At 65.7% G+C, this 25,134-nt stretch carries 22 protein-coding genes; 14 read left to right on the plus strand and 8 right to left on the minus strand.

The features are described from left to right. Window positions 1-20: 20 nt before the first annotated feature. From SAMIE_RS04120 to SAMIE_RS04130, 3 genes are read right to left on the minus strand one after another with little or no spacing between them, the layout of a single operon-like run. Entirely contained in the window at window positions 21-1,229 is a 1,209-nt protein-coding gene (locus SAMIE_RS04120) for a hydrolase (RefSeq protein ID WP_066698587.1), read from the minus strand. A 58-nt stretch (window positions 1,230-1,287) separates the two neighbouring features. Next, window positions 1,288-2,193 carry a DUF481 domain-containing protein gene (locus SAMIE_RS04125; RefSeq protein WP_066698584.1) on the minus strand — a complete coding sequence of 302 codons (906 nt, stop codon included), beginning with the start codon at window positions 2,191-2,193 and terminating at the stop codon, window positions 1,288-1,290. Window positions 2,194-2,249: 56 nt separating this feature from the next. Next, a complete protein-coding gene (locus tag SAMIE_RS04130; protein ID WP_066699007.1) occupies window positions 2,250-2,735 on the minus strand; it encodes an RNA pyrophosphohydrolase in 486 nt (161 codons plus the stop codon). Window positions 2,736-2,898: 163 nt separating this feature from the next. Here SAMIE_RS04130 and SAMIE_RS04135 point away from each other — a divergent pair, with 163 nt between their 5' ends. Together SAMIE_RS04135 and SAMIE_RS04140 are read left to right on the plus strand one after the other, a co-directional pair. Continuing rightward, a complete protein-coding gene (locus SAMIE_RS04135; RefSeq protein ID WP_066699005.1) occupies window positions 2,899-4,275 on the plus strand; it encodes a cryptochrome/photolyase family protein in 1,377 nt (458 codons plus the stop codon). Between the two features lie 36 nt (window positions 4,276-4,311). Continuing rightward, window positions 4,312-5,577, plus strand: a complete 1,266-nt coding sequence (locus SAMIE_RS04140) for an SAM-dependent methyltransferase (protein WP_066698582.1) — start codon at window positions 4,312-4,314, stop codon at window positions 5,575-5,577. 4 nt (window positions 5,578-5,581) lie between these two features. Here SAMIE_RS04140 and SAMIE_RS04145 read toward each other — a convergent pair whose 3' ends face one another. Next, window positions 5,582-6,292 carry an SDR family NAD(P)-dependent oxidoreductase gene (locus SAMIE_RS04145; RefSeq protein WP_066698580.1) on the minus strand — a complete coding sequence of 237 codons (711 nt, stop codon included), beginning with the start codon at window positions 6,290-6,292 and terminating at the stop codon, window positions 5,582-5,584. A gap of 80 nt (window positions 6,293-6,372) precedes the next feature. Continuing rightward, a complete protein-coding gene (gene purF, locus SAMIE_RS04150) occupies window positions 6,373-7,833 on the minus strand; it encodes an amidophosphoribosyltransferase (protein ID WP_066698578.1) in 1,461 nt (486 codons plus the stop codon). Window positions 7,834-8,036: 203 nt separating this feature from the next. On the opposite strand from purF, the gene ccmC reads away from it, so the two are divergent. The 9 genes from ccmC to SAMIE_RS04195 all read left to right on the plus strand — a co-directional run bounded on the left by ccmC (window position 8,037) and on the right by SAMIE_RS04195 (window position 15,545). Continuing rightward, window positions 8,037-8,771 (plus strand): heme ABC transporter permease CcmC, encoded by a 735-nt coding sequence (ccmC, locus tag SAMIE_RS04155; RefSeq protein ID WP_066698576.1) that lies wholly within the window; start codon window positions 8,037-8,039, stop codon window positions 8,769-8,771. Window positions 8,772-8,774: 3 nt separating this feature from the next. Continuing rightward, the gene (ccmD, locus tag SAMIE_RS04160) at window positions 8,775-8,906 is read left to right on the plus strand and encodes a heme exporter protein CcmD (RefSeq protein WP_083952410.1); all 132 of its coding nucleotides are present in this window, start codon (window positions 8,775-8,777) and stop codon (window positions 8,904-8,906) included. 10 nt (window positions 8,907-8,916) lie between these two features. Further along, a complete protein-coding gene (ccmE, locus tag SAMIE_RS04165) occupies window positions 8,917-9,363 on the plus strand; it encodes a cytochrome c maturation protein CcmE (RefSeq protein WP_066699003.1) in 447 nt (148 codons plus the stop codon). A 10-nt stretch (window positions 9,364-9,373) separates the two neighbouring features. After that, complete coding sequence (locus SAMIE_RS04170; RefSeq protein ID WP_066698566.1) at window positions 9,374-11,302, plus strand: heme lyase CcmF/NrfE family subunit; 1,929 nt, start codon at window positions 9,374-9,376, stop codon at window positions 11,300-11,302. After that, window positions 11,299-11,826, plus strand: coding sequence for a redoxin family protein (locus tag SAMIE_RS04175; RefSeq protein ID WP_066698563.1), 528 nt, complete (start codon window positions 11,299-11,301; stop codon window positions 11,824-11,826). The genes SAMIE_RS04170 and SAMIE_RS04175 overlap by 4 nt, the downstream gene beginning before the upstream one ends. Then, window positions 11,823-12,233, plus strand: a complete 411-nt coding sequence (locus SAMIE_RS04180) for a cytochrome c-type biogenesis protein (RefSeq protein WP_066698560.1) — start codon at window positions 11,823-11,825, stop codon at window positions 12,231-12,233. Before SAMIE_RS04175 ends, SAMIE_RS04180 begins: the two co-directional genes overlap by 4 nt. Then, window positions 12,230-12,874, plus strand: coding sequence for a tetratricopeptide repeat protein (locus tag SAMIE_RS04185; RefSeq protein WP_066698557.1), 645 nt, complete (start codon window positions 12,230-12,232; stop codon window positions 12,872-12,874). Before SAMIE_RS04180 ends, SAMIE_RS04185 begins: the two co-directional genes overlap by 4 nt. Before the next feature lie 113 nt (window positions 12,875-12,987). Next, window positions 12,988-14,916, plus strand: coding sequence for a potassium transporter Kup (locus SAMIE_RS04190; protein WP_066698546.1), 1,929 nt, complete (start codon window positions 12,988-12,990; stop codon window positions 14,914-14,916). A 14-nt stretch (window positions 14,917-14,930) separates the two neighbouring features. Beyond that, window positions 14,931-15,545: a hypothetical protein gene (locus SAMIE_RS04195; protein WP_066698544.1), complete on the plus strand. Its 615-nt coding sequence runs from the start codon at window positions 14,931-14,933 to the stop codon at window positions 15,543-15,545. 69 nt (window positions 15,546-15,614) lie between these two features. Here SAMIE_RS04195 and SAMIE_RS04200 read toward each other — a convergent pair whose 3' ends face one another. Next, a complete protein-coding gene (locus SAMIE_RS04200) occupies window positions 15,615-16,079 on the minus strand; it encodes an Hsp20 family protein (protein ID WP_066699001.1) in 465 nt (154 codons plus the stop codon). A 584-nt stretch (window positions 16,080-16,663) separates the two neighbouring features. On the opposite strand from SAMIE_RS04200, the gene SAMIE_RS04205 reads away from it, so the two are divergent. Then, complete coding sequence (locus SAMIE_RS04205) at window positions 16,664-17,914, plus strand: lipoprotein-releasing ABC transporter permease subunit (protein WP_066698542.1); 1,251 nt, start codon at window positions 16,664-16,666, stop codon at window positions 17,912-17,914. Then, a complete protein-coding gene (locus SAMIE_RS04210; protein ID WP_066698540.1) occupies window positions 17,907-18,596 on the plus strand; it encodes an ABC transporter ATP-binding protein in 690 nt (229 codons plus the stop codon). The genes SAMIE_RS04205 and SAMIE_RS04210 overlap by 8 nt, the downstream gene beginning before the upstream one ends. On the opposite strand, the gene SAMIE_RS04215 is transcribed toward SAMIE_RS04210, so the two are convergent. Then, the gene (locus SAMIE_RS04215) at window positions 18,582-20,387 is read right to left on the minus strand and encodes a diguanylate cyclase (RefSeq protein WP_066698537.1); all 1,806 of its coding nucleotides are present in this window, start codon (window positions 20,385-20,387) and stop codon (window positions 18,582-18,584) included. The two genes, SAMIE_RS04210 and SAMIE_RS04215, sit on opposite strands and share 15 nt — an antisense overlap. Before the next feature lie 123 nt (window positions 20,388-20,510). On the opposite strand from SAMIE_RS04215, the gene dnaE reads away from it, so the two are divergent. Continuing rightward, window positions 20,511-24,056 (plus strand): DNA polymerase III subunit alpha, encoded by a 3,546-nt coding sequence (dnaE, locus tag SAMIE_RS04220; protein ID WP_066698535.1) that lies wholly within the window; start codon window positions 20,511-20,513, stop codon window positions 24,054-24,056. Here the strand turns inward: dnaE and SAMIE_RS04225 are convergent. Beyond that, on the minus strand, window positions 24,053-25,120 hold the full coding sequence (locus tag SAMIE_RS04225; RefSeq protein ID WP_066698998.1) for a PA0069 family radical SAM protein: 1,068 nt from the start codon (window positions 25,118-25,120) through the stop codon (window positions 24,053-24,055). The two genes, dnaE and SAMIE_RS04225, sit on opposite strands and share 4 nt — an antisense overlap. Window positions 25,121-25,134: the final 14 nt, after the last annotated feature.

Genomic DNA, 25,134 nt, shown 5'->3' on the forward strand with positions numbered 1-25,134 from the left:
CCCTGACCCTCTCTTCTTTATCATCGGAATTGCCCGTGCGCGACGCGCCAGATTGCCAGCGCCGACAGTTGCGCGCGTTCAGGCAGGCTGTCGGTCAGCAGAAATTCGGCGTCGCTGTGGATATCTCCGCCGCGCACGCCCATGGTATCGACGACCGGGACGCCGCAGGCCGCGATGTTGTTACCGTCGCACACGCCTCCCGTGTCGCGCCATCCAATCGACAGGCCAAGATCCGCGCCACACTGGCGCACGAGGCCGAACAGGCGTTCGGCCTTCGCGTCCATGGGCTTGGGCGGGCGGCCGAAGCCGCCATGGAGATGCAGCGTCACGTCATGCGCCCGCGCCACATCCTCCATGCTTCGCTCTATCAGCGCGCGGGCGGCGGCCTCGTCCTGCGGCGTGCGCGGACGGAAATTGACGCGCAGCACGGCATGGTCGGGCACCACATTGTTGGGACTGCCGCCGTCGATCTTCGCCGGATTGCAGGAGAAACCGCCGCCGCTACCCGCCTTCAGCCGCAGCGCAAGATCGGCCGCCGCCAGCAGCGCGTTGCGTCCTTCCTCTGGATTGCGCCCTGCATGGGCGCTGCGTCCCGTCACGACGATGGAGAAATTGCCGCTTCCCGCCCGCGCGCCCGCCAGCGTTCCGTCCTGCAGTGCAGGCTCATAGGTAAAGGCGGCGACCTTTCCCTCCGCCGCCTGCCGCAGCAAGGCGGCGGAGGAGGGGCTACCCACTTCCTCGTCGCTGTTGATGACGACCTCATAGCCGATCCGTGTGACCGCATCCGATCGCTCGATGGCGTGCAGTGCCGCCAGCATCACGGCGAGACCGCCCTTCATGTCCGCAGTGCCTGGCCCGTTGAGGACGCCCGGCTCGATCCAGCGGAGATGCTGGAAGACATGATCCTGCGGGAAAACCGTATCCATATGCCCCGTCAGCAGAATGCGGACAGGCGCATCAGGTCGAACCGACAGATGGAGATGCCGGCCATGCGCGACGGAGGTGACTGCGCCGTCCGGCTGGACCACCTCCACCTTGTCGCCATCGAGCAGCTTTAATTCTCCCGGCAATATGGAAAAAGCGTCCGAGAGTTCGTCCGCCATGCGCGCAAGCCCGGCAAGGTTGCGCGATCCGCTGTTGATGGCGGACCATCGCTCGACCTGCGCCAGCATGGGCGCGCATGCGGCATCATCGAGCAATTGTCGTTCGGCGGGATGCAGATCCGTCATCCACCCGATCTATCAGACGCGGACGCGCCCCTTCAACCCCGCACGAAAATTGCGCGGTTCAGAAATCATATGTCAGCGTGAGGCGACTGAGCGTGTTGAGGTTCCTGTCGGACAGCAAAGTCTCCGATTCATACTGGACATTATAGGACAGCGCGGTGGACCATCGCGACGTGACCTTCGTTTCTAGCGAGGTCAGCGTGTTGAAGGTTACGACATCGCTTTCGGCATAGGCCGAGGCCGTCTGTTTCACGGTCACGGCGGGGGCAGCACGCCATGCAAGCGCCATGGAGCCGCGCACGCCCAGCTTGGTCTCGCGCGGGCCGATCACATATTTCGCATGACGTACCGAAGGCCCGATGTCGGCGGACAGGTCGACGGGTTTGGACAGAATGAGCTTGTAACCCACACCCGCCGAAAGCGTGTAGCGCTCGTCATAGCCAATCGACGTGTCCCGCTCGAACTGTGCAAGACCGTAGGCGAAGCCCCGCGGATCGAATTCATATCGCGGTTCGTAGCCCGCCGTGTAGCGTTCGCGCGACGTTACGCCATTGGCCCGGCGATAGTCGGCGGTGGCGCTCAGTTTGTGCGTCCACTGAATGCCGGTGCGCGTGGCCGTGGCCGCAGCCGTGATGCCCAGCTCGCTCGTCGATCCGGTCGACCGGAAGCCGCCCGCCTCTATGCGGCCGGTCCAGAGGTCCGTGAACGCCGCTTCGCGGATCACCATGTTGCGCGTTTCCTTCGTGCGCTCCTTCCAGCGATTGACCATCTGCTGGATTTCGTCGGCGGACGCAGGATTGGTCTGTTTGGCGATCTTCGCAACGGTCGCGATGTCGGTTTCGTTGCCGTTGGCAATCGCCGCTTCCATCATCTCCCGCACCGCCGGGGGCAACAGTGCGTCGTCGGCTCTCGCGGCCGAGGGCAGGGCGGCGATCAGCAATGGGAACGGTATCAGCATGATGCGCATGCGCCTGTCATACCGTTGTGACCGGATAATTTAAGCCCCTAAATGGGCGTATTCCCTCAGATCAAAGCCCTGAATTCCTGCAGAATGTCGCGGTAGAGCTTGCGCTTGAACGGGACGATCAGGTCCGGCAGCGAGTCGGGATCGGCCCAGCGCCATGCGCGAAATTCGGGATGGGGGGTCTGGATATTGACGTCTTCGTCGGTGCCGAGAAAGCGGGCGAGGAACCATATCTGCCGCTGGCCGCGATATTTGCCGCCCCACAGCTTCCCCATCAATTCGGGCGGCAGATCGTAAAAATGCTGCTCTTTCGTCGTCGCGATAATGTCCACCAGATCGCTAGCGATGCCCGTTTCCTCGCCCAGTTCGCGAAAAGCGGCTGCCCGTGCATCCTCACCCTCGTCGATGCCACCCTGCGGCATCTGCCACGCCTCGACGACATTATCGAGCCGCTGGCCGACGAAGACCCTGCCATCCATGTTGACCAGCATGATGCCGACGCACGGCCGGTATGCAAGTTCCTGTTCGTTCGGCGTGGCAGCCATCATGTCCCCATGTTCATCGCTCGGCGATCCTGCCGCTTCCGGTCAGATAGTGAGCGTCGCAGTTCCCGTCCATCGCGCGAATCGATTTTGGGACGGATGATGACGGGCAATATGGCCCCACGGGCGGGTTGGAACCGGGCGGGCGGGGCTGCATTGATCCATGATGACAGCACCCGTCCTCCTCTGGTTTCGTCAGGACCTCCGTTTGTCGGATCAGGCCGCGTTGCTCGCCGCGGTGAAGGAAGGGCCGGTCATTCCGGTCTATGTGCTGGACGATGAAAGTCCCCGCGACTGGGCCATTGGCGGGGCGTCGCGCTGGTGGCTGCATCACAGCCTCGATGCGCTGGACCGAAGCCTGCGCGCGAAGGGATCGCGGCTCATCCTCCGGCGGGGCAGAAGCGCCGACGCGCTGGAGAAGCTCGCGAAGGAGGTCGACGCGCGCCGGGTTCATGCCCTTCGTCATTACGAGCCATGGTGGCGCAACGCGGAAAAGGCGGTGGCGAAATCGCTGGACCTCTGCCTGCACGACGGAGGGCTATTGCTGCCGCCCGGCGCGGTGCGGACGGGATCGGGCGGGATTTATCGCATCTACACGCCCTTCTCGCGCGCCGTGATGGAGCAGATGCCGCCCGCCGCCCCGAGACCCGCGCCGCGGTTGATCGGCGCGCCATCGGCGTGGCCGTCCAGCGAGTCGCTGAAGGAATGGGCGCTCCTTCCTTCGAAACCCGACTGGGCATCGGCATTCGCTGACGACTGGACGCCGGGCGAGGAGGGCGCGCGCCGCAATGTGGCGGATTTCCTCGACGAAGCGGGTGACTATGCCGAGGCGCGCAACCTGCCGTCGCTCGAAGGAACGTCGCGGCTGTCGCCCCATCTTCATTATGGGGAGGTGTCCCCCGCCTATGTCTGGTCGCGTATCTGCGCGTCGGGGCAGAAGGCGGACGTCTACCTCAAGGAACTGATCTGGCGCGATTACGCGCATACCCAGATCTGCGAATTTCCCGCTTATGGCTCCCGCAACGCCCGCGCCGAGTTCGGCACATTGCCATGGCGCGACCTGCGCGAGGGGCGAAGCGATTTCATAGCGTGGAAGACAGGGCGGACCGGCTATCCCATCGTCGATGCAGGCATGCGGCAGCTCTGGACGACAGGCTGGATGCACAACCGCGTGCGCATGATCGCCGCCAGTTTCCTCATCAAGCATCTGCTGATCGACTGGCGGCACGGCGCGCAGTGGTTCTGGGAGACGCTGGTCGATGCGGACTACGCCAACAACAGCGTCAACTGGCAGTGGGTGGCGGGCAGCGGGGTGGACGCCAATCTCTTCACGCGCATCATGGCTCCGCTGACCCAGTCGGAGAAGTTCGACGCCGCCGGCTATATCCGGCAATGGGTGCCCGAACTGGCTGGCCTGTCCGACGACGTGATTCATGACCCCGAAGCGCGGGGCGCGCGGCCCGATGACTATCCCGCCAAGATCATCGGTCATCGGGAAGGCCGTGAGCGAGCGCTTTCCGCCTACCGCCATATGAAGCGGTGATTGCAGCCGGGCGGCGGTTGCGGCAGGAATGACGTCATGAACGCTTCCGATCCGCGTCGCGGCCGCCGCGCCCTGTCCATTCGCCGCCCGCCGGTGAGCGGAAGCCCGACATGGCTGGCGCGACGGGCCGCCCCTCTCTTTCATCGCCTGCTCGACCGGATCGACGCCGGACTGGAGGAGGGCACGCTTGAGGCGCATCTGCCGGATGGAACGCGTCGGTTGCTGGGCGGACGGCTGGACGGACCGGCGTGCGTCGTCAACCTGCATCGCTGGCGCGCGCTGGTGCGTCTGGCGAGCGGCGGATCGGCAGGCTGGTATCGGGCGTGGGCGGCAGGGGAATGGTCCAGCCCCGACCCGGTTCCGCTGTTTGCTCTTTTCATGCGCAACGCCGCAGCATTGGGGCGCTCTGCGCGAGCAAATGGTCCGGCGCGATGGGCGGGGCGGCTGTGGCACTGGGCGCGGCGCAACAATCCGGCGGGCGCGCGACACAACATCGCCTATCATTATGATCTGGGGAATGATTTCTACGCGCTCTGGCTGGATGCGCAGATGCATTATTCCAGCGCGCTGTTCCGAGACCCCGCCGACCGGATCGAGAGTCTGGAACAGGCGCAGCGGCGCAAGGTCGATGCGATCCTCGACCGGCTGAACCTGAAGGATGGCGGTTCGCTGCTGGAAATCGGTTGCGGCTGGGGTGGCCTTGCCGAGCAGGCGATGGAGCGCCACGCGATCCGCTATACGGGGCTTACCCTGTCGACAGAGCAGGCCGAATATGCCCGCGACCGGCTGGGCACCGGCGCCAACATCTTGCTTGAGGATTACAGGGATGCCACCGGCAGCTATGACGCGCTCGCAAGCGTCGAGATGGTGGAGGCGGTCGGCCAGCGTTACTGGCCCGACTATCTTGCGGCCATCCACCGGCTGCTGAAACCCGGCGGTCGCGCGGCGATCCAGTATATCCTGATCGACGATGCGATCTTCGACCGTTACGCCCGCGCGGCCGACTTCATCCAGACCTATATCTTCCCTGGCGGCATGCTGATGTCGCAAAGCCGGTTCCGCACGTTGGCGGAGGCGCAGGGGCTGGAATGGCGGGACGAGATGCGGTTTGGGCTTCACTATGCCGAAACGCTGCGGCGGTGGCGGCTCCGGTTCGACCGCGCTATCGAGAGCGGCCTTCTGCCCGCCGAATTCGACCAGCATTTCGTGGGCTTGTGGCGCTATTATCTCATGTATTGCGAAGGCGGTTTTCTGGGCGGCGGGATCGACGTCGCGCAGGTGACGCTGGTCAAGCCCGCCTGACGGCCTAGCCCGCGACGCGCATCCGGTGGCCGGTCGGGGTATCGGATGTCACCAGTCCGACGATGGCGTCCGCCACCGCTTCCGGTCCCTTGAGCGTGGCAGGGTCTTCGCCGGGGAAGGCGCGCGCGCGCATCGCGGTCCGTGTCGCGCCGGGATCGACGATATGGGTGCGGATGGCGGAGATGTTCTTCACTTCTTCGCCATAAGCGCCGACCAGCGTCTCCAGCGCCGCCTTGGAAGCGCCATAGGCGCCCCAATAGGCGCGCGGAGCGACGACCGAGGATGTCAGCGCAACGACCCGTGCATCGGCGCTCGCTCTCAGCATCCCGTCGAACGCGGCGATCAAGGCCTGCGGCGCGCCGATATTCAGTGTCAGGAGGCGGGCAAATTCCTTGGCGTCGATGGCCTGCACCGCCGCCAGCGATCCCAGCGTCGCCGCGTTGAGCACAAGGATGTCGAGCGCATTCCAGCGCCCGCCGATGGCCTGCGCCAGCCGTCCGATGCTTTCTCCGTCGGTGAGGTCAAGCGGCGCGATGGTCGCGCTGCCGCCTGCCTGATGGATGCTGTCCTCCACCTCTTCCAGCCCGCCGCTGGTCCGCGCGGTCAGCACCACATGCGCACCTGCCGCCGCCAGAGCCTGCGCCGTCGCAGCGCCGATGCCACGGCTCGCGCCCGTTACGAGGGCCAGTTTGCCGGAAAGGGGAAGGTCGGACATGAAGCTCCCGTCAGCCCGACGACACTCGGGCGCTTGATTGGCGGAGGAGGAAGGGCGGCACGGTGGCCGCCCGCCAGGGTTCAGACGACGCGTTCGGCGAGCAGTTCGAACTGGTTCTGCACTACGGCTTCATCCTGATCGGTGAGCGTGGTCGGATAATCGCCGGTGAAGCAGGCGTCGCAATATTGCGGCCGGATGTCCGCGCGCTTCGCTTCGCCCAGCGCCTTGTAGAGGCCGTCGATGGAGACGAAGGCGAGGCTGTCGGCGTGGATGAAATCCTGCATCCCGCCAATGTCCAGCTTGTGCGCCAGCAGCTTGGTGCGCTCGGGCGTATCGACGCCGTAGAAGCAGCTATGCCTAGTCGGGGGGGAGGCGATGCGCATATGGACTTCCGCGGCCCCCGCTTCGCGCATCATCTGCACAATCTTGAGCGACGTGGTCCCGCGCACGATCGAATCGTCGATGAGGACGATCCGCTTGCCCTCGATGAGCGCGCGGTTGGCGTTGTGCTTCAGCTTCACGCCCAGATGCCGGACCTTGTCGCCCGGCTGGATGAAGGTGCGGCCGATATAGTGCGACCGGATAATGCCGAGTTCGAATGGGATGCCCGATTCCTGCGCATAGCCGATGGCGGCGGGAACGCCGCTGTCGGGCACGGGAATGACATAGTCCGCCTCGACCGGATTTTCGACCGCGAGCTGCGCGCCGATGGCCTTGCGCACCGAATAGACGCTGGAGCCATCGACGATCGAGTCGGGGCGGCTGAAATAGACATGCTCGAAGATGCAGGGGCGCGGATGATTCTCACCGAAGGGGCGGTGCGAGCGGATTTCGCCATTGTTGGTGACGATCACCAGTTCGCCCGGTTCGACCGAGCGGACATAGTCTGCGCCCACAACATCGAGCGCCACTGTCTCCGACGCGAAGATCGTCGCATCGCCCAGCGTGCCCATCACCAGCGGACGGATGCCGAGCGGGTCGCGGCAGGCGATCATGCCTTCGGGCGTCATGACGATCAGCGAATAGGCGCCCTCGATCTGCTTGAGGGCGTCGATGAACTTGTCGAGCAGCGTCCGGTAACTGGAGGTCGCGACCAGATGGATGATGACTTCGGTGTCGGAGGTCGACTGGAAGATCGAACCGCGGCGAATCAGTTCGCGGCGGAGCTTCATGGCGTTGGAGATATTGCCGTTATGCGCGACCGCGAAGCCGCCGCTGTTCAGTTCGGCATAGAGCGGCTGGACGTTGCGCAGCGATGTTTCGCCGGTCGTCGAATAGCGCACATGGCCGCAGGCGCTTTCGCCCGGCAGCCCGCGAATCACCTCGTCCCGGTCGAAATTGCCCGCGACATGCCCCATCGCCCGGTGGGTATGGAAATCATGCCCGTCCCAGCTCGTGATGCCGGCGGCTTCCTGCCCCCGATGCTGAAGCGCATGAAGGCCGAGCGCGACGATAGCGGACGCCGTTTCCCCGCGGGAGACGCCGAAAATGCCGCATTCCTCGCGCAACTTGTCATCGTCGAAAGGATTGGTCGTAATCATGGGTGCGAACCGGTTCCGTTGCCGTTCTCATGGCGCACCCCAAGGTGGCCTGTCGCCGCGCATATAGTCACTCGGGGCCGCTTTGTCGCCTCCCTGTCACAAAAAAGGCGGAACGCGGTTCGCAACATTGTGTTTCGCGGCACGGCCATAGGCGAATGGCCCACTGGCGTTGCTGCGCGGGCATCGCTACACACGCAGCCCTCATGCATCGTTTCGCCAACCCCGCCCGTTTTCTGAAGATCGCGCGACCGCTGACCGGCTGGCTGTTCTGGCCGGGGCTGGGGCTGATCCTCGCGGGGGCGATATGCGGCCTGTTCGTGACGCCTGCCGACTATCTTCAGGGGCAGACGGTGCGGATATTCTATATTCATGTGCCTGCCGCCTGGCTCGGCATGGGCGGGTGGACGGGGATCGCCATCGCGGCCCTCATGCAGCTTGTCTGGCGCCATCCGCTTGCAGCGGTGGCGGGTCGCGCGATTGCCGTGCCGGGCGCGCTGTTCACCGCGCTCTGCCTTGTCACCGGGTCGATCTGGGGTCGTCCGACATGGGGCACATGGTGGGAATGGGACGGTCGCATGACGTCCATGCTCGTGTTGTTCTTCCTTTATCTCGGCTATATCGCTCTTGCCGATGCCAGCGCGCGGGATGGAAAGGCGGCGGGGCAGGGCGGCATATCGACCGTGACGGCGATCTTCGCGCTGGTGGGGGCGGTCAACATCCCCATCATCAATCGCTCGGTCGTCTGGTGGAACAGCCTGCATCAGGGGCCGAGCATCACATTGCGCGGGTCGAGCATCGACAGCGCGCTGCTGTGGCCGCTGGGCCTGACGCTGGCGGGCTTCACGCTCTGGTTCGGCGCAATCGTCCTGATGCGCATGCGCGCCATCCTCGCCCGTAACAAGGCCGAGGCCCGGCTTGCGCGGCTGGCGCGGGGCTAAGCCATGAACCCCTGGCCTTTCGTCATTGCAGCCTATGCCCTGACCGGCGCCTGCGTCCTGTGGCTCAGCCTCTGGAGCTGGCGCGCGATGCGCCGCGGGGAAAAGACCCTCGATGACCGGCGGGACGACTTATGAGGGGCGGGCGGTGAAAGCCAAGCATCAACGGCTGATCCTCGCGCTTGCGGCGCTGGTCGCGATCGTTGCGGCGGGGCTGCTCGCGGCGTCGGCGCTGAAGGACGAGGCCGCCTATTTCTACACGCCGGACGACATCCGGACGAAGGGCGTCGAGCCGGGCAAGGCGATCCGGCTGGGCGGCATGGTGGTGAAGGGGAGCCTCAAGCGCGCGCCCGATGGCGTGACGCTGCGCTTCGACGTGACGGACGGGAAAGCGACGGTCCCGGCCACCTTCAATGGCATCGCGCCCGACCTTTTCCGTGAGGGGAGCGGCGTGGTTGCGGAAGGGGCGATGGACCGGAACGGGCGCTTCATCGCGACCAACCTGCTTGCCAAGCATGACGAGCGTTACATGCCGCGCGAGCTGGAAGGCATGCGCTATGACGAGAAGACGCACCAGATGAAGGCGGAACGGTGAGGATGGCGCGATGATCGCGGAGGCCGGTCTTGCCGCGCTGTGGCTCGCCGCCGCGCTGGCGCTGCTTCAGCTCTTCCTCGCTTTTTCGGGCACGAAGGGGGGCAAGGACGAGCTGCTGGGCGCGGTGCGGCCCACCGCCGTGGCGCAGGGGCTGCTGACCGCCTTCGCTTTCGGAGCGCTCATTACCCTGTTCCTGCGGTCCGACATGTCGGTGCTGCTGGTCGCCACGAACAGCCATTCGATGAAGCCGTGGCTCTACAAATTCGCGGGAACGTGGGGCAATCACGAAGGGTCGATGCTGCTGTGGGTGACGGTGATGGGCGTCGCGGGGGCAGCGGTCGCGCTGTTCGAGCGGGCGCTGGATCGCGCGACGCACATGGCGACGCTGGGCGCGCAGGCCGCCATCAGCCTTGGCTTCTATGCGTTCCTGCTCTTTTCCTCCAACCCGTTCGCGCGGATCGACCCACCGCCGCCGGACGGGCAGGGTCTCAACCCGCTGTTGCAGGACCCCGGTCTCGCCTTCCACCCGCCCACGCTTTACCTCGGCTATGTCGGGCTGTCGGTCGCCTTCTCCTTCGCGGTCGGTGCGCTGCTGACGCGCCGGGTCGATGCTGCCTTCGCCCGCGCGATGCGGCCATGGGTGCTGGCGGCATGGGTGCTGCTGACGCTGGGCATTACGGCTGGAAGCTACTGGGCCTATTATGAGCTGGGCTGGGGCGGCTGGTGGTTCTGGGACCCGGTGGAGAATGCGTCGCTGATGCCATGGCTTGCGGCGACCGCCCTGCTGCACAGCGTCACGGTGCTGGCCACCCGCGATTCGCTGCGCGCCTGGACGATCATGCTGGCGGTGGTCGCTTTTTCCATGTCGATGGTGGGCACATTCCTCGTCCGCTCGGGCATCCTGACGAGCGTCCATGCTTTCGCCGTCGATCCTGAAAGAGGCAGCTTCATCCTTGCGCTGCTCGCCCTCTATATCGGCGGCGCGCTGGCGCTGTTTGGCTGGCGCATCGGATCGGTGAAGGAAGGCGCGCTGTTTCAGTTGGCGAGCCGCGAGTCGATGCTGGTGGTCAACAATCTGCTGCTGTCGGTGATCCTCGGTATCGTCCTGATCGGCACGCTCTATCCGTTGATGACCGAGGCCTTCGGGCACAAGGTTTCGGTGGGCGCGCCCTATTTCGACCGGGTTGCCGGGCCTCTGGCGCTGGCGCTGATGGTCGCGATGGCGGTCGGGCCGCTGATGCGCTGGCGGCGGGACGAACTTCGGCTGGTCGGGCGGCGGGTTGCGCTGCCAGTGCTCATCGCGGTGCTGCTGGTCGTCGCCATGTCTGTTTTCGCCGCCGGGCGCATCGGGCTGCTGCCCTTCCTGGGCCTTGTGGTGGCGGGGAGCGTGGGCGTCGCGAGCCTTCTTCCCCTCTGGCGGCGCAAGCTCTGGCGCACGCCGCTTTTCACCTGGGGGATGGTGATCGCGCATCTGGGCTGCGCCGTCAGCCTGGCGGGCATGGCGAGCGATTCGGCCTTCACCACCGAAAAGCTGATCGCGGCAAGGCCCGGCGACACGATCCGGACCGCTGGCTGGACGCTGCGCTTCGTCAGCATCACGCCGGTCGCGGGCGATAACTGGACCGCGCTTCAGGCCGACATGCAGGTCGATCGCGGCGGCGCGCCCGTGCTGATCCATCCGCAATCGCGCTTCTTCGCCTCGCCCCCCACCACCACGACCGAGGCGGCGCTGCTCACCCGCTGGAACGGCCAGCTCTATGTTGTGCTGGGCGAGGAAGTGGAGGGCGGGCGCTGGCAATTGCGGGTCTGGTGGAAGCCGTTCGTCACGCTGATCTGGCTGGGTGGCGGCCTGATCGCGCTGGGCGGTGCGCTGGCGCTGATCGGCCGGGAAAAGCGTGGCTGGATCGGCAAGTGGCGGGCGCGGAGGGCTGAGGTATGAGGGGATGGCTCATCTGGACGCCCTTCGTCCTGTTCCTCGCCTTCGTCGGCCTCTTCGCGAGCGGGCTGTTCAAGCCTGACGACCATGTCATCCATTCGCGGCTGGTGGGGCAGAACCTGCCCGCCTTCGCCCTGCCGCCCGCCGCCAGCGACCGCCCCGGCCTGACGAGCGCGCAGGTCGCGACGGGCAAGCCGCGCCTGCTCAACATCTTCGCAAGCTGGTGCGTACCCTGCGCGGCGGAAGCGCCTCAACTGATGGCGCTCAGACAGGCGGGGGTGGAGATCGACGCCATCGCGATCCGCGACGCCCGGCCCGATGTCGACCGCTTTCTGGCGCGATATGGCAATCCCTATGCCCGCATCGGTCTCGACGCCCGCAGCGCGGTGCAGATCGCGCTCGGTTCGTCGGGTGTGCCGGAGAGCTTCGTCATCGATTCGAAGGGGCGCATCGCCTACCAGCATATCGGGGACATTCGGGCCGACGATGTGCCGATGATCCTCGACCGACTGAAGGCGGCGCAATGAGGCTTCTGATCGCCCTTCTCCTGCTGGCCTTCTCGCCATCGCTGGCGGCGCAGTCGGCGCTGCCGCCCGCGCCGTGGGCCAATCGGCAGATTCCGGACGCCGCCAAGGAGGCCAAGGCCAAGGCGTTGATGGAAACCATCCGCTGCCTCACCTGCCAGAGCCAGTCCATCGCCGATTCGAACGCCAGCATGGCGGGCGACATGCGATCGCAGATCCGGGAGCGGATCATCGCGGGCGAGCAGCCCGAGGCGATCCGTGACTGGCTGGTCCAGCGCTATGGCGACTGGGTGAGCTATGAACCGACGGCAGCGCCGATCCTGTGGCCGCTCTGGGCCGCGCCGCTGTTGCTGCTGGCGGTGGGACTGTTTCTGGTGCGGCGGCGGATCGGCGGGAGGAAGCGGTCATGACGGGCTGGCTGATCGCGCTGGGTCTTGCCGTGCTGGCCTTCGTGGCGCTGCTGCTCGCGGGGCGTATCCCCCGTTCAGCGCGGGAAGTGACGGCGGCGGCGCTGCTGCTGGGCATGGCTGGTTATGCGTGGCAGGGGCGCGCGGATCTGCCGGGCGCGCCCAGGAAGCCGCTGGAGACCAAGGGGGAGGGCTTTGACGAGAAGCTGGCGGAGCGCAGGCGCGGCCTTGCCGAACGCTTCGGTCCCGCCGGGCAATGGCTGATGCTGTCTGACGGGCTGGCGCGGCAGGGAAAGACGAAGGAGGCGGCCAATGTCCTGCTGTCCGGCCTTCGTGCGTCGCCGGAAGACCCCAGCCTCTGGCTCGGCCTCGGCAACGCGCTGGTCGCGCATGGCGATGGAGTCGTGTCGCCCGCCGCCGCCTTCGCCTATCGCCGCGCGCTGGCAATCGACCCGGAGGGCGCCGCGCCCCGCTACTTCTACGGTCTGGCGCTGGCGCGGAGCGGGCAATTGCAGGAAGCGCGCGACCTATGGGCGCCGCTCGTCGCGAGAGCGCCCAGGGACAGCGTGATCCGGGCGGAACTGGAAAGCGCCATCGCGCGTATCGACGCCATCCTGCGCAGCGGGGCCGCTGTCCCGCAATGACGCGCACCCGCGCCCGCGATTGCGCGGCATCGGGAGCCATGATAGGGGGCCGCGCATGCAGGGGATGATACCCGTTTCAGCCTGGTGCTTCATGATCGTTCGGCCTGCCATTCGTGGCTGATCTCCTTCCCAACACAGCCCCCTCCGATCCGGACGACGAGTCCGGCGGGCATGGCCATGCGCGGCAGAAGGCGACGCTGAAACTGGTCGTCGGCGCCATCGGCATCGTGTTCGGCGACATCGGCACCAGCCCGCTCTACGCGTTCCGCGAAACCTTTGCCGGGCATCATCATCTCGACCTCGATCCCGATCATATCCTCGGCGTCATCAGCCTGATGTTCTGGTCGATGATGCTGGTGGTGACGCTGAAATATGTCAGCATCATCATGCGCGCCGATAACAAGGGGGAGGGCGGCAGCCTTGCCCTGCTGGCGCTCATCAACGGGCAGACGCGCACCCAGCGCTGGTCGCGCGGTATCGTGCTGCTGGGCGTGTTCGCCACCGCGCTCTTCTACGGCGACTCGATGATTACGCCAGCCGTGTCCGTGCTTTCGGCGGTCGAGGGGCTGGCGGTCTACAACAGCGAATTCGCGCCCGCGATTCTGCCGGTGGCGATCCTGATCCTGCTGGGCCTTTTCTGGATACAGGGACTGGGGACCAACCGGGTGGCGGCGCTTTTCGGCCCGGTGATGCTGCTCTATTTCGTCACGATCGCTGCGCTGGGCGTCATTTCGATCGTCAGGACGCCCGGCATCCTGTTCGCCTTCAATCCCTATTGGGCGTTCATGTTCTTCGTGACCGACCCGTTGCCCGCCTTTCTGGCACTGGGGTCTGTGGTGCTGGCGGTGACGGGGGCCGAAGCGCTCTATGCCGACATGGGGCATTTCGGGCGCAGTCCTATCCGGGTGTCGTGGATGGTCTTCGTCCTGCCCGCGCTGATGCTCAACTATATGGGGCAGGGTGCGCTTCTTTACCGCGAGGGCGCGGCGGCGCTGCACAGTCCCTTCTACAATCTCGCGCCGCAATGGGGGCAGTTGCCCCTCGTCGTGCTGGCGACGCTGGCCGCGATCATTGCGTCGCAGGCGGTCATTTCGGGCGCTTTTTCCGTCACGCAGCAGGCGATCCAGCTCGGTTTCATGCCGCGCCTGCGCATATCGCATACCAGCGCGTCCACGGCGGGCCAGATCTATATCCCCCTCATCAACTGGGGTCTGATGATCATGGTCGTGCTGCTGGTGCTGGTGTTCCGCACATCGTCCAACCTGACGGCCGCTTATGGCATCGCCGTCACCGGCGCGATGTTCATCGACAATGTGCTGCTGACGGTCGTGCTGTTCCGGCTGTGGCACTGGAAATGGTATTATGCCGCGCCGCTGCTGGCGGTCTTCTACATCGTCGATGGTGCCTATCTGGCGGCGAACCTCACCAAGGTGCCCGACGGCGGCTGGTTCCCGCTGCTGATCGGTTTCATCGTGTTTACCCTGCTCACGACATGGTCGCGCGGGCGGCGGCTGGTGCAGGACCGGCTGCGGGAGGCGGCGATGCCCATCCCGGTGTTCGTGGCATCCGCCGCCAACAGCGCGGTGCGGGTGCCGGGCACGGCGGTGTTCATGACGTCCACGCCCGATGGCGTGCCGCATGCCCTTCTGCACAACCTCAAGCACAACAAGGTGTTGCATGAGCGGGTGATCCTGCTGACCGTCAAGATCAAGGATGTGCCCGTGGTCGAGGACGAGGGGCGGGTGAAGATGGAGGATCTGGGGCGCGGTTTCTTCCGCCTCGTCCTGCATTATGGCTTCATGCAGGAGCCGGACGTGCCCGGCGCGCTCAAGAATGTGACCAATTGCGGGCAGGCGTTCCGGATGATGGACACGAGCTTCTTCCTCGCCCGCCAGACTCTGCTGGCGTCGGACAAGCCGGGGATGCCGCTGTGGCGCGAGAAGATCTTCGCGTGGATGCTGCGGAACGCGGAAAGCGCGATGGAGTTTTTCCGTTTGCCCACCAATCGCGTGGTCGAGCTGGGTAGCCAGGTCGAAATCTGACGGAAGGGATTCCCATGAGCCGTGTTCGCAACGTCGCCGCCCTGTCTCCGGTCGTGGCGGTCCTGATGCTCTGTGCCTGTTCGTCCGAACGCTCGCCCGCCGCCAACGATGCGGAGAATCAGGTGGTGAATGAGAGCCTCAACGCTACCCCGGCGAGCAATGGCGCGCCCGTGGCGTCTCCGGTGGCATCCGCCTCGCCCACAGTGATCGGCCTGGAAGGGCTGGGCGACCTGCGTATCGGGGAAGCGGTGCCCGAAGGCAGCGACTGGGCGGAGCGTGGCGGCCAGACGGGCGGGGAATGCCGCACCGTTACCTCGCCGCGCTACCCCGGCGTCTACGCCATCGTTGAGCGGGACAAGGTGCAGCGCATCACGGTCGGCCAGCGGTTGGACGTCAGGCTGGCGGAAGGCATCGGTGTGGGGGCGAGCGAGGCGGAGGCGCGCAAATGGTTCGCCGGTTTCCGGTCCGAACCGCATAAATATGAAGCGGCGCCCGCCAAATATCTGACCGCGCCCAATGCGCCGAACGGATCGTCGGCCCTCCGGCTGGAGATCGGGCAGGACGGGAAGGTGGCCCTGATCCATGTCGGGCTGATGCCAGCGCTCGGCTATGTCGAGGGGTGCGCCTGAACGCCCGGCAGCAAAAGGGGCGCGACCCTTTTCAGGTCGCGCCCCCGTTCCTCAGCCTGCGTTCGCCAATCAGGCGGCGCTGCGGTCCTGGGCGGTGATGTCGACCAGTTGACCGCCGTTGATGGCGATCTTTTTCGGCTTCATCGCCTCGGGAACCTCGCGCACCAGTTCGATCACGAGCAGGCCATCGGCGAGATCCGCCTTTTCGACCCGGACGAAATCGGCCAGCTCGAACCGGCGCTCGAAGCTGCGGTTGGCGATGCCGACGTGCAGGAACTTCGAACGGTCGGCGGACGAATCGTCCTTGCGGCCGACGACCTGAAGCAGGTTCTGCTGCGCGGTGATGTCGATCTCATCGGGGCGGAAGCCCGCGACGGCGAGAGTCACGCGATAGCGGTCCTCCGACAGGCGTTCGATGTTGAAGGGCGGATAATTGTCGCTCTGCTGCAGGCGGGCGTTGTTTTCGATCAGGTCGAACAGACGATCGAAGCCCACGGTCGAGCGGCGATAGGGGGTCAGGTCAAATGCACGCATGTCATCATCTCCAAAAAGAGCAAAATGATCCATGCCGGACCCATGATTGGCGTCCGGCGATACGATGCCCGGCCCCGATTGGCGGCAGGACGATGATGATATGGTTGGACGCTTTTTCGTTTCAAGAGGGGCGGTCGCGTGTCGCCCTTACCCCTTAGCTTCGCATATTTCCCGCAAGTTTTGACATAAAGTTGCGCGGGCTTTGGGGTGGACGAACAGCCCCGCGCATAAGGTGGCAGATGCAGCGGCTGTAGGACAGGGCGCAAAAAAGCGCCCGGACCGTGCTTTCACGATCCGGGCGCTTAATGGACGATTGCTCGTCTCCCCCTTGGCCTGCCTCAACCGCTTCTCAGCCCCCTAAGCTCGAAGCGGGATGCAGTATCCCTGAACCACGGCCTTTTACCTGTGCTTCGCTGATCTTGCTATGTCTGGCGCGGGCCGCTGTCACGGGCAAAATCGGGGCGCTGTGATTTTGCCTCCGGCCCTGTGGCGGCGATGCAACAATTCCGCAATGCTTGCCGTTATGACCTGCGCCTTCTAGACGGGCGCATCGCCATTTCATCCGCAAAGGCCGGTCGCGCCGCATGATTCTGTCCCGTTACGAACGCATGATCGCCAAGCGCTACCTGCTGCCGGGCAAGGGCGAGGGGTTTATCTTTCTCGTCGCCGGGATCAGCCTGGTCGCGGTCATGCTGGGGGTCGCGGCGCTCATCATCGTGATGAGCGTGATGAACGGCTTTCGCGCCGAGCTGTTCGACAAGATCGTGGGCCTGAACGGGCATGCCGTGGTGCAGGGCTATGGCGGGCGCCTGCCCGACTGGCAGTCGGTGCTGAAGGAGGCGAAGGCGACGCCCGGCGTCACCAGCGCGACGCCGCTGATCGAACAGCCGCTGCTCGCGACATTTCAGGGGCGGGTCGAGGCGGTGCTGGTGCGCGGCATGACCGTGGCCGACATCCGCGCCAACAAGACGCTCAAGGGGAAGGTGCTCTCGGGCAATCTCAACGACCTGACGCCCAATGCCGGGAAGATCGGGATCGGGTCGCGGCTGGCGGAAAATCTAGGCATTCGCCTTGGCGACAGCCTGACGATCATCAACCCCGCCGGGCGCTCCACACCCTTCGGGACCGTGCCGCGCCAGATCAGCTATCAGGTCGCGGCGATCTTCGAAGTGGGCGTCTATGATTATGACAAGGCGTTCGTCGTCATGCCGATCGAGGATGCGCAGACGCTGCTGCTGCTGAACGATGTCGTCAGCATGATCGAGGTGGAGACGGTCAATCCCGACAAAGTGGGCGAGATACTGGCGCCGCTTGCAGGCAAGGTCGCCGGGCGGGCGGTCATCACCGACTGGCGGCAGATGAACGCGACCCTGTTCGAAGCGCTGGCGGTCGAGCGGGTCGCCATGTTCGTGGTGCTGTCCATCATCGTGCTGGTCGCGGTGTTCAACATCCTTTCCTCGCTCATCATGCTGGTGCGCGCCAAGACGCGCGACATCGCGATATTACGGACGATGGGGGCGAGCCGGGGCGGCCTCGTCAAGATTTTCATGACCGTGGGCGTCACCATCGGCGCGCTGGGCATGGCGGCGGGAATGGTGCTGGGCTTCACCTTCCTCTTCTTCCGGCAGAGCGTGGTCAATGCGATCCAGTTTGTGACGGGGCAGAATCTGTGGGACCCGTCGATCCGTTTCCTGACCGAACTGCCCGCCAAGCCCGATCCGGTGGAGATCGGCGTCATCTGCGTGATGGCATTGCTGTTCAGTTTCCTCGCGACGCTCTACCCGGCGTTCAAGGCCGCCAATACCGATCCCGTGCAGGTGCTGCGTTATGAGTGACATATTGAAGGTCACGGGCCTCGCCCGCAGCTTCACGCAGGGTGGAGTCACCATCGACGTGCTGCGCGGCGTCGATCTTTCGGTCGGGCCGGGCGAGATCGTGGCGCTACTGGGGCCGTCGGGATCGGGCAAGTCGACGCTGCTTCAGGCGGTCGGCCTGCTGGAGGGCGGGTTCGACGGGTCGATCATGATCGCGGGCGAGGAAGCGGCGCGGCTGGACAATGACGGGCGCACCCGGTTGCGGCGCGATGCGCTGGGGTTCGTCTACCAGTTCCATCACCTGCTGCCCGATTTCAACGCGACGGAAAATGTCGTGCTGCCGCAGGTGATCCGCGACGTGGAGCCGGGCGCGGCGCGGACGCGGGCGGAAACGCTGCTGACCGCGCTGGGGCTTGGGCATCGGCTCGATCACCGGCCGAGCCAGCTTTCGGGCGGCGAGCAGCAGCGCGTCGCCGTGGCGCGCGCACTGGCGAACCGCCCGGCGCTGGTGCTGGCCGACGAGCCGACCGGCAATCTGGACGAGCGGACGGCGGACGTTGTGCTGGCCGAATTTCTGCGGCTGGTGCGGCAGGAAGGGTCGGCGGCGCTGGTGGCGACGCATAATGAGCGGCTGGCGACCAAGATGGACCGCGTGGTGCGGCTGCACGAAGGCGTGCTGGAAACGGCGTCAGGCGACCGCTGAGGATTCCCGGCGGGTCGCGACCATGATGCGGTCGCGCCCTTCCGCCTTGGCGCGGAGCAGGGCGGCGTCGGCGGTCTGGAGCAGCTTTTCGGGCGCGCCATGGTCGGGGAAGGCGGCAAGGCCGAAGCTGGCCGTCACCGGCTCCAGTTCGCCGCCGCGATGCTCGACGCGCAGGTTCTGGAGGTGGTGCCGGATCTGGTTCGCGCGCTCCAGCGCCTGATCGAGAGTGAAGCCCGGCATCAGCAGCACGAACTCCTCGCCGCCCAGGCGGAAGGCGTGGCCAGCATCGCGCAACGAATCGCCCAGCGCCGATCCCACCGCCCGCAGCACCGCGTCGCCCGCGTCATGGCCATGGCTGTCGTTGAACCGCTTGAAATGGTCGATATCGACCATCAGGCAGGCGAGCGGCAGCCCCTCGACGCGTGACTGGGTGGCGAGCGTCTGGTAGAGAATGTCGAACTGGCGCCGGTTGGGCAGGCCCGTCAGCGCGTCCGCCATCGCCATATCGCGCAAAGCGTCGCGCAGGCGCAGGTTGGCGAGGGCAAGGCCGATATTTTCAGCCAGCATCTCCAGATATTTGCCCGTGCGCTCGCGCCGCTCGTCGGTCGAAACCGCGGGTTCCTCATAATAGAGAAGGCCGATATTCTCGCCTTGCGCCGCCAGCGGAATGCAGATGGTGGACAGCCCCGTCGCGCCAGCCAGATGGTCGCAGGGGATGTCGATCATCTCGCCATTGGGCCGGTGCGTCTGCGTCCGGCGCAGCGCCCAGCAGGCCAGTGGCGCGAATTCGACCTGTGACTGCGCGGGGGAAAGCCATTCGCACGCCTGCACCATCGCGTTGCGGCGCTGGTCGAGAATATAGAGGCGGCCGGGATAGTCGGGCGCGATTTCCGGCGCGAAGCGGCGCACGACATCGACCAGATCGCCGGCGGTCGCGCATCCCTGCAACCGCTGGGTCAGGCGGGACAGGAGGTCGCGCATGGTGCGGTCGGCGTCGCGTTCATGCTCCAGCCGCTGCCGCTCCAGACCGTTTTCGCGGAAGATGCGGATGGCCTGCGCCATGTCGCCGATCTCGTCCACCTGCGAGAAGTCGGGCGGGACCGCCGCGAAATCCTGCGCGGCGAGGCGGGTGACCACATCGCTGAGGCGGACGACCGGGCGCAGGATGCGCTGTTTGAGCACGAAATAGAGGACGCACAGGAAGAGGAGGGCAGTAATCCCCAGCATGACTTCCGACATGCTGCGCCATTGCCGCGCGCTGTCCGTCGCGCGTTCGACGGCATGGCTCGTCCGCTGATCGAGCATATACTGGAACTTGCCGACCTGCGCCGCGACCCTGTCCAGTTCCCGGCCATATTCGTCGCCGAACAGGATGGTGCGGGCGGTGGCGTCGTTGCCTTTGCTCGCGGCGTCGATGGCCGCCTGCTGCTCGTCGGTCAGCGCGTCCGCCCAGTGCAGCGCCTGACGCAGGGCGGCGAGTTCGGTCTCGTTCGCGCCGGCATCCTTGAGATGCGAGACCCGCTGTTCGACCGACCGTTCGTCCTGCAACTCGCGGCGATAGGCGATGAGGTGGCTCGGATCGCGGGTGATGGCGTAGCCGCGCGCCTGTTCGGTGAGGCGGTAGACATCCTCTTCCAGCGTGGCGGTAAGCTGATCGAAAACCGTGCGTTGGGCGACCGCCGCGCGTTCCCGCTCTTCCGCTCCCGACGCCATGAGCATGGTCGCCCCTGAAGCGAGGGTGAGGATGACGGTGGCGCCGTAGGCCCAGTTGGTGATCGTCGACAAGCGCATGATTTCACGATGAATAAGGCTGACTGGTTGGCAATTTGTTAAGCGCAAGCGACCGAGCGTTTACCCACAGATTTCGCGCTGCGGGGGCTGGCGTCGAATCGGGCGATCCGGCTAGACTGCGCCATGCCTCACGCCGCCTTCGTCCCGCTTCGCGTCTTTTCCTCCTTCACCATGCTGGAAGGCGCGATCGACCCCAAGAAGATCGCGAAACAGGCAAGGGCACTGGGCTTTCCCGCCGCCGCCATTACCGACCGCAACGGCCTCTACGGGTCCATGGCCTTTTCCGATGCGTGCAGGGATGAGGGGGTGCAGCCGGTCATCGGGGCGATGCTGGGCGTGCTGCGCCCCGGCCGCCCCGCAAACGCCGCTCCGGTGCACGACTGGCTGGCGCTTTATGCGCAGGATGCGGCGGGATATGACAATCTGTGCGCGCTGGTTTCGATGGCGCATCTGGACCGGCCGGTCGAAGAAGTGCCCCATGTCAGCATCGAAACGCTGGCAGGGCGCACGGACGGCCTGATCGCGCTGACGGCGGGGGGTGAGGGCGCGCTGGCGCGACTGTTCGCGGAGGATCAGCCCGAGGCGGCGCTGGCCTATGCGCAGCGGCTGGAGGCGCTGTTCCCCGACCGGCTCTATATCGAAATCTGCCGCCGCTTCGATCCTGTCGAGGGCAAGGCGGAGGCTGCGCTGCTCGACCTCGCCTATGCGCGCGACCTGCCGCTGGTGGCGACCAACCCGACCTGCTTTGCCGAGCCGCATTTCCACGAGGCGCATGACGTGATGCTGTGCATCGCCGACAGCGCCTATGTCGAGACGCCCGACCGCCGCACCAGTTCGCCCGATGCATGGATGAAGCCCGCGGGCGAGATGAAACGGCTGTTCGACGATCTGCCCGAAGCGCTTGCCAACACGCTGGTGGTGGCGCAGCGCTGCGCGGTCGCCGCGCCCAAGCGCAAACCCATTCTCCCGAGCCTTGCGGGCGACATCGAGGGCGAGGCGAGGATGCTGCGTGAGCAGGCGGCGGCTGGCCTTGAAGCACGGCTGGAGAAAGCGGGTATCGTCGGGGCGGAGGCGCGCCAGCCCTATTATGACCGGCTGACCTTCGAAACCGACATCATCATCCAGATGGGTTTCCCCGGCTACTTCCTGATCGTTGCCGACTTCATCAAATGGGCGAAGGACAATGGCATTCCGGTGGGGCCGGGGCGTGGATCGGGCGCGGGGTCGCTGGTCGCGTGGGCGCTGACCATCACCGATCTCGACCCGCTGCAACTCGGGCTGCTGTTCGAACGATTCCTCAATCCCGAGCGCGTGTCGATGCCCGACTTCGACATCGACTTCTGCGAAACGCGGCGCGGCGAGGTGATCCGCTACGTCCAGCAGAAATATGGGGCCGACCATGTGGCCCAGATCATCACCTTCGGTAAGCTCAAGGCGCGCGCCGTGCTCAAGGATACGGGGCGCGTGCTCCAGATGAGCTATGGGCAGGTGGACCGGCTGGCGAAGCTGGTGCCCAATCACCCGACCGATCCGTGGACGCTGGAGCGGTCGCTGAACGGCGTCAGCGAGTTCCGCGCGGAATATGACAATGACAATCAGGTCCGCCGCCTGATCGACTATGCGATGAAGCTGGAGGGCTTTCCGCGCCACTCGTCCACGCACGCGGCGGGCGTGGTCATCGGTGATCGGCCCCTGTCGCAGCTTGTGCCGCTCTACCGCGATCCGCGATCCGACATGCCGGTGACGCAGTTCGACATGAAATATGTCGAGGGCGCGGGCCTCGTGAAGTTCGACTTTCTGGGCCTCAAGACGCTATCAGTGTTGCAGAAGGCGGTGCAGTTGCTCGCCGGGCGCGGCGTGCATGTCGATCTCGATACGCTGGCATGGGACGATCCGGCGGTCTACGAGCTGCTCCAGCGCGGCGATACGGTGGGCGTGTTCCAGCTCGAATCCGAAGGGATGCGCAAGACGCTGGCCGCCGTGCGGCCGACCAATTTCGGCGACATCATCGCGCTTGTGTCGCTCTACCGCCCCGGTCCGATGGACAATATTCCGATGTTCGGGCGTCGCAAGAACGGGCAGGAAGAGATTGAATATCCTCATATTCTCCTGAAACCGATCCTCGAAGAGACCTATGGCATCTTCGTCTATCAGGAACAGGTGATGCAGGCCGCGCAGATCCTTGCGGGCTACAGCCTCGGAGACGCGGACCTGCTGCGCCGCGCGATGGGCAAGAAGGTCAAGGCGGAGATGGACGCGCAGCGGTCCCGCTTCGTGGAGGGCTGCGTGGAGAAGAGCGCCATACCGGCGGCGAAGGCGAACGAGCTGTTCGACTTGATCGACAAGTTCGCGGGCTATGGCTTCAACAAGAGCCACGCGGCGGCATACGCCCTGCTCGCCTATCAGACGGCATGGCTGAAGGCGCATTATCCGGCCGAGTTCTACGCCGGGTCGATGGCGTTCGACATCCATCTGACCGACAAGCTGACGGTGTTCGTGGACGATATGCGGCGCATGGGACTCACCTGCCTGCCGCCCGACATCAATCGCAGCCTTGCGGATTTCTCGGTCGAGGCGGTGCCGCATGAGGGCGAAGACCCCCGGCTGGGCTTTGCGGTGCGCTATGCGCTCGGCGGTCTCAAGGGCGTGGGCGAAAAGGCGATGGAGCAGCTTGTCGAGGAGCGCGACAAGGGTGGGCCGTTCAAGAGCCTCGACGATTTCGCCGACCGGATCGAGCCGCGGCTGCTCAACCGGCGGCAGCTCGAAAGCCTTGCGGCGGCGGGCGCATTCGATGGCGTGCATGCGGACCGGGGCGGCGTTCATGCAGCGGCGGAGACGATCCTGTCGGTCGCTTCGAGCAATGCGCAGGCGCGGGAGAGCGGGCAGGGCGGCCTGTTCGGCGATGTCGAGACGCCGCACGCCGATGTGCGCATTCCGCCGCATCAGGCCTGGACCGTGGCGGACCGCATGGCGCAGGAGAAGGAGGCGTTCGGCTTCTATTTCTCGGCGCATCCGGTCGACCGCTACCGGCATCTGGCCGACGCGCGCGGGGCGAAAAGCTATGGCCTGATCTGTCAGTCGCCCATGCCCGCGCCCAATGCGGAAGGCCGGTCGATGACGATCATGGCGGCGATGGTCGAGGATGTGCGCTGGCGCGAAACGAAACGCGGCGCGCGCTACGCCAGCGCGACATTTTCCGACCAGAGCGGGCAGTTTCAGGCGAGCTGCTTCGACGAACCGGCGTGCAAGGCCATCGAGGAACTGGCGGGCGACGGGGATTGCGCGCTGCTGATCGTGGAGCTGGACCGGCTTCCCGGCGAGGAAACGCCGCGCGTGACCGTGCGCGGGGTTGAACCGTTCCGCACCATCGCCAGCGCGTCGCGCATGGAGCTGGTGGTGGACTGCGAGACGGTGGCGGCGGTGGAGGCGCTGGCGGCGCTGCTGGCGAAGGCTGGCGGCGGGCGGAGCGAGGTGTTCCTGCGCGCACCGCTGGGCGATGCGCAGGCGGCGCGGCTGTTCCTGGGGGACAGCTACAGCCTGGGCGCGGATCAGGTCGACGCGATTGCGACGATAGCGGGCCTTGCCATCCATCGCTTCGAGCGGATGGACGTGAAGGCGGACGGATACCGCACGCGCACACGGCGTACGCCGCTGCGGCTCGTCAGCTAGAATAACCGCATCTGCGCGCCTTCGGGCGGGCGGAAGAGGTCGGTGCGCAGGACCAGCTTTTCGCCCGAGAACCCGGCCTTTTTGCGCGCCTTGAGGAAGCGGGTGCGCAGCAGGTCGGCCCATACGCCCTGACCTTTCATGCGGGTTCCGAAGCCCGGATCATTGTCCCGCCCGCCGCGCAGATCGTTGACGATGGCCATCACCTTGGCCGCGCGGTCGGGATAATGTTCGGCGAGCCACGCGCGGAAGAGCGGTGCGACCTCGTGGGGCAGGCGGATGGGGATGTAGGTGACTTCGCGCGCACCCGCTTCCGCGACGCGGGCGATGAGCGCCTCCATCTCATGATCGGTGATCGCCGGGATGACGGGCGAGATGCTCGCGGTTACGGGGATGCCCGCGTCCGACAGGCGGCGAATGGCGTCGAGCCGCCGCATCGGATGCGGCGCGCGCGGCTCCAGCGTGCGGGCGACCGCCGGATCGAGGCTGGTGACGGAGAGCATCACCGCCGCCAGCCTGTCACGGGCGAGGTCGGCGATCAGGTCGATGTCGCGGAGGATGCGGTCGGATTTGGTGGTGATGAAGGTCGGGTGCCGCGTTTCCACCAGCAGTTCGAGGATGGACCGCGTGATGCGCCAGTCCTTCTCGATGGGCTGATAGGGATCGGTGTTGGTGCCCATCGCGATGGTGGCGACGTGGTAGCTCTTCTTCGACAGTTCGACGCGCAGCAGCTTCGCCGCATCGGGCTTGGCAAAGAGTCTGGTTTCGAAGTCGAGGCCGGGGGACAGGTCGTGATAGGCATGGCTCGGCCGCGCGAAGCAGTAGATGCAGCCATGCTCACAACCGCGATAGGCGTTGATCGACTGGTCGAAGCTGATGTCGGGGCTGGCGTTGCGGGTGAGGATAGTGCGGGGGTGTTCGACCGTGACTTCGGTGCGGCGGCGGGGAGCCGGGCCGTCGAGCGCCTCGATAGCGTCGAGCCAGTCTCCGTCCGCCTGCCGCTCCGCCAGATTGAAGCGGCGGCTTTCGCCGTTGAGCGTTGCGCCTCTGCCCTTTTCCGCTGCCATGGCGGACAGGAACA

The sequence above is a fragment of the Sphingobium amiense genome, assembly GCF_003967075.1.
GTDB lineage: Bacteria > Pseudomonadota > Alphaproteobacteria > Sphingomonadales > Sphingomonadaceae > Sphingobium > Sphingobium amiense.

Excerpts from the sequence above, each read along its gene's own strand:
- SAMIE_RS04225 (WP_066698998.1), bottom strand. The coding sequence starts at position 25,120 with ATGGCAGCGGAAAAGGGCAGAGGCGCAACGCTCAACGGCGAAAGCCGC.
- SAMIE_RS04195 (WP_066698544.1), top strand. The coding sequence starts at position 14,931 with ATGAGCCGTGTTCGCAACGTCGCCGCCCTGTCTCCGGTCGTGGCGGTC.
- SAMIE_RS04215 (WP_066698537.1), bottom strand. The coding sequence starts at position 20,387 with ATGCGCTTGTCGACGATCACCAACTGGGCCTACGGCGCCACCGTCATC.
- SAMIE_RS04170 (WP_066698566.1), top strand. The coding sequence starts at position 9,374 with ATGATCGCGGAGGCCGGTCTTGCCGCGCTGTGGCTCGCCGCCGCGCTG.
- SAMIE_RS04130 (WP_066699007.1), bottom strand. The coding sequence starts at position 2,735 with ATGGCTGCCACGCCGAACGAACAGGAACTTGCATACCGGCCGTGCGTC.
- SAMIE_RS04175 (WP_066698563.1), top strand. The coding sequence starts at position 11,299 with ATGAGGGGATGGCTCATCTGGACGCCCTTCGTCCTGTTCCTCGCCTTC.
- SAMIE_RS04140 (WP_066698582.1), top strand. The coding sequence starts at position 4,312 with ATGAACGCTTCCGATCCGCGTCGCGGCCGCCGCGCCCTGTCCATTCGC.
- SAMIE_RS04205 (WP_066698542.1), top strand. The coding sequence starts at position 16,664 with ATGATTCTGTCCCGTTACGAACGCATGATCGCCAAGCGCTACCTGCTG.
- SAMIE_RS04120 (WP_066698587.1), bottom strand. The coding sequence starts at position 1,229 with ATGACGGATCTGCATCCCGCCGAACGACAATTGCTCGATGATGCCGCA.
- SAMIE_RS04210 (WP_066698540.1), top strand. The coding sequence starts at position 17,907 with ATGAGTGACATATTGAAGGTCACGGGCCTCGCCCGCAGCTTCACGCAG.
- purF (WP_066698578.1), bottom strand. The coding sequence starts at position 7,833 with ATGATTACGACCAATCCTTTCGACGATGACAAGTTGCGCGAGGAATGC.
- SAMIE_RS04125 (WP_066698584.1), bottom strand. The coding sequence starts at position 2,193 with ATGCGCATCATGCTGATACCGTTCCCATTGCTGATCGCCGCCCTGCCC.
- ccmC (WP_066698576.1), top strand. The coding sequence starts at position 8,037 with ATGCATCGTTTCGCCAACCCCGCCCGTTTTCTGAAGATCGCGCGACCG.
- SAMIE_RS04145 (WP_066698580.1), bottom strand. The coding sequence starts at position 6,292 with ATGTCCGACCTTCCCCTTTCCGGCAAACTGGCCCTCGTAACGGGCGCG.
- SAMIE_RS04185 (WP_066698557.1), top strand. The coding sequence starts at position 12,230 with ATGACGGGCTGGCTGATCGCGCTGGGTCTTGCCGTGCTGGCCTTCGTG.
- dnaE (WP_066698535.1), top strand. The coding sequence starts at position 20,511 with ATGCCTCACGCCGCCTTCGTCCCGCTTCGCGTCTTTTCCTCCTTCACC.
- SAMIE_RS04180 (WP_066698560.1), top strand. The coding sequence starts at position 11,823 with ATGAGGCTTCTGATCGCCCTTCTCCTGCTGGCCTTCTCGCCATCGCTG.
- ccmD (WP_083952410.1), top strand. The coding sequence starts at position 8,775 with ATGAACCCCTGGCCTTTCGTCATTGCAGCCTATGCCCTGACCGGCGCC.
- SAMIE_RS04135 (WP_066699005.1), top strand. The coding sequence starts at position 2,899 with ATGACAGCACCCGTCCTCCTCTGGTTTCGTCAGGACCTCCGTTTGTCG.
- SAMIE_RS04200 (WP_066699001.1), bottom strand. The coding sequence starts at position 16,079 with ATGCGTGCATTTGACCTGACCCCCTATCGCCGCTCGACCGTGGGCTTC.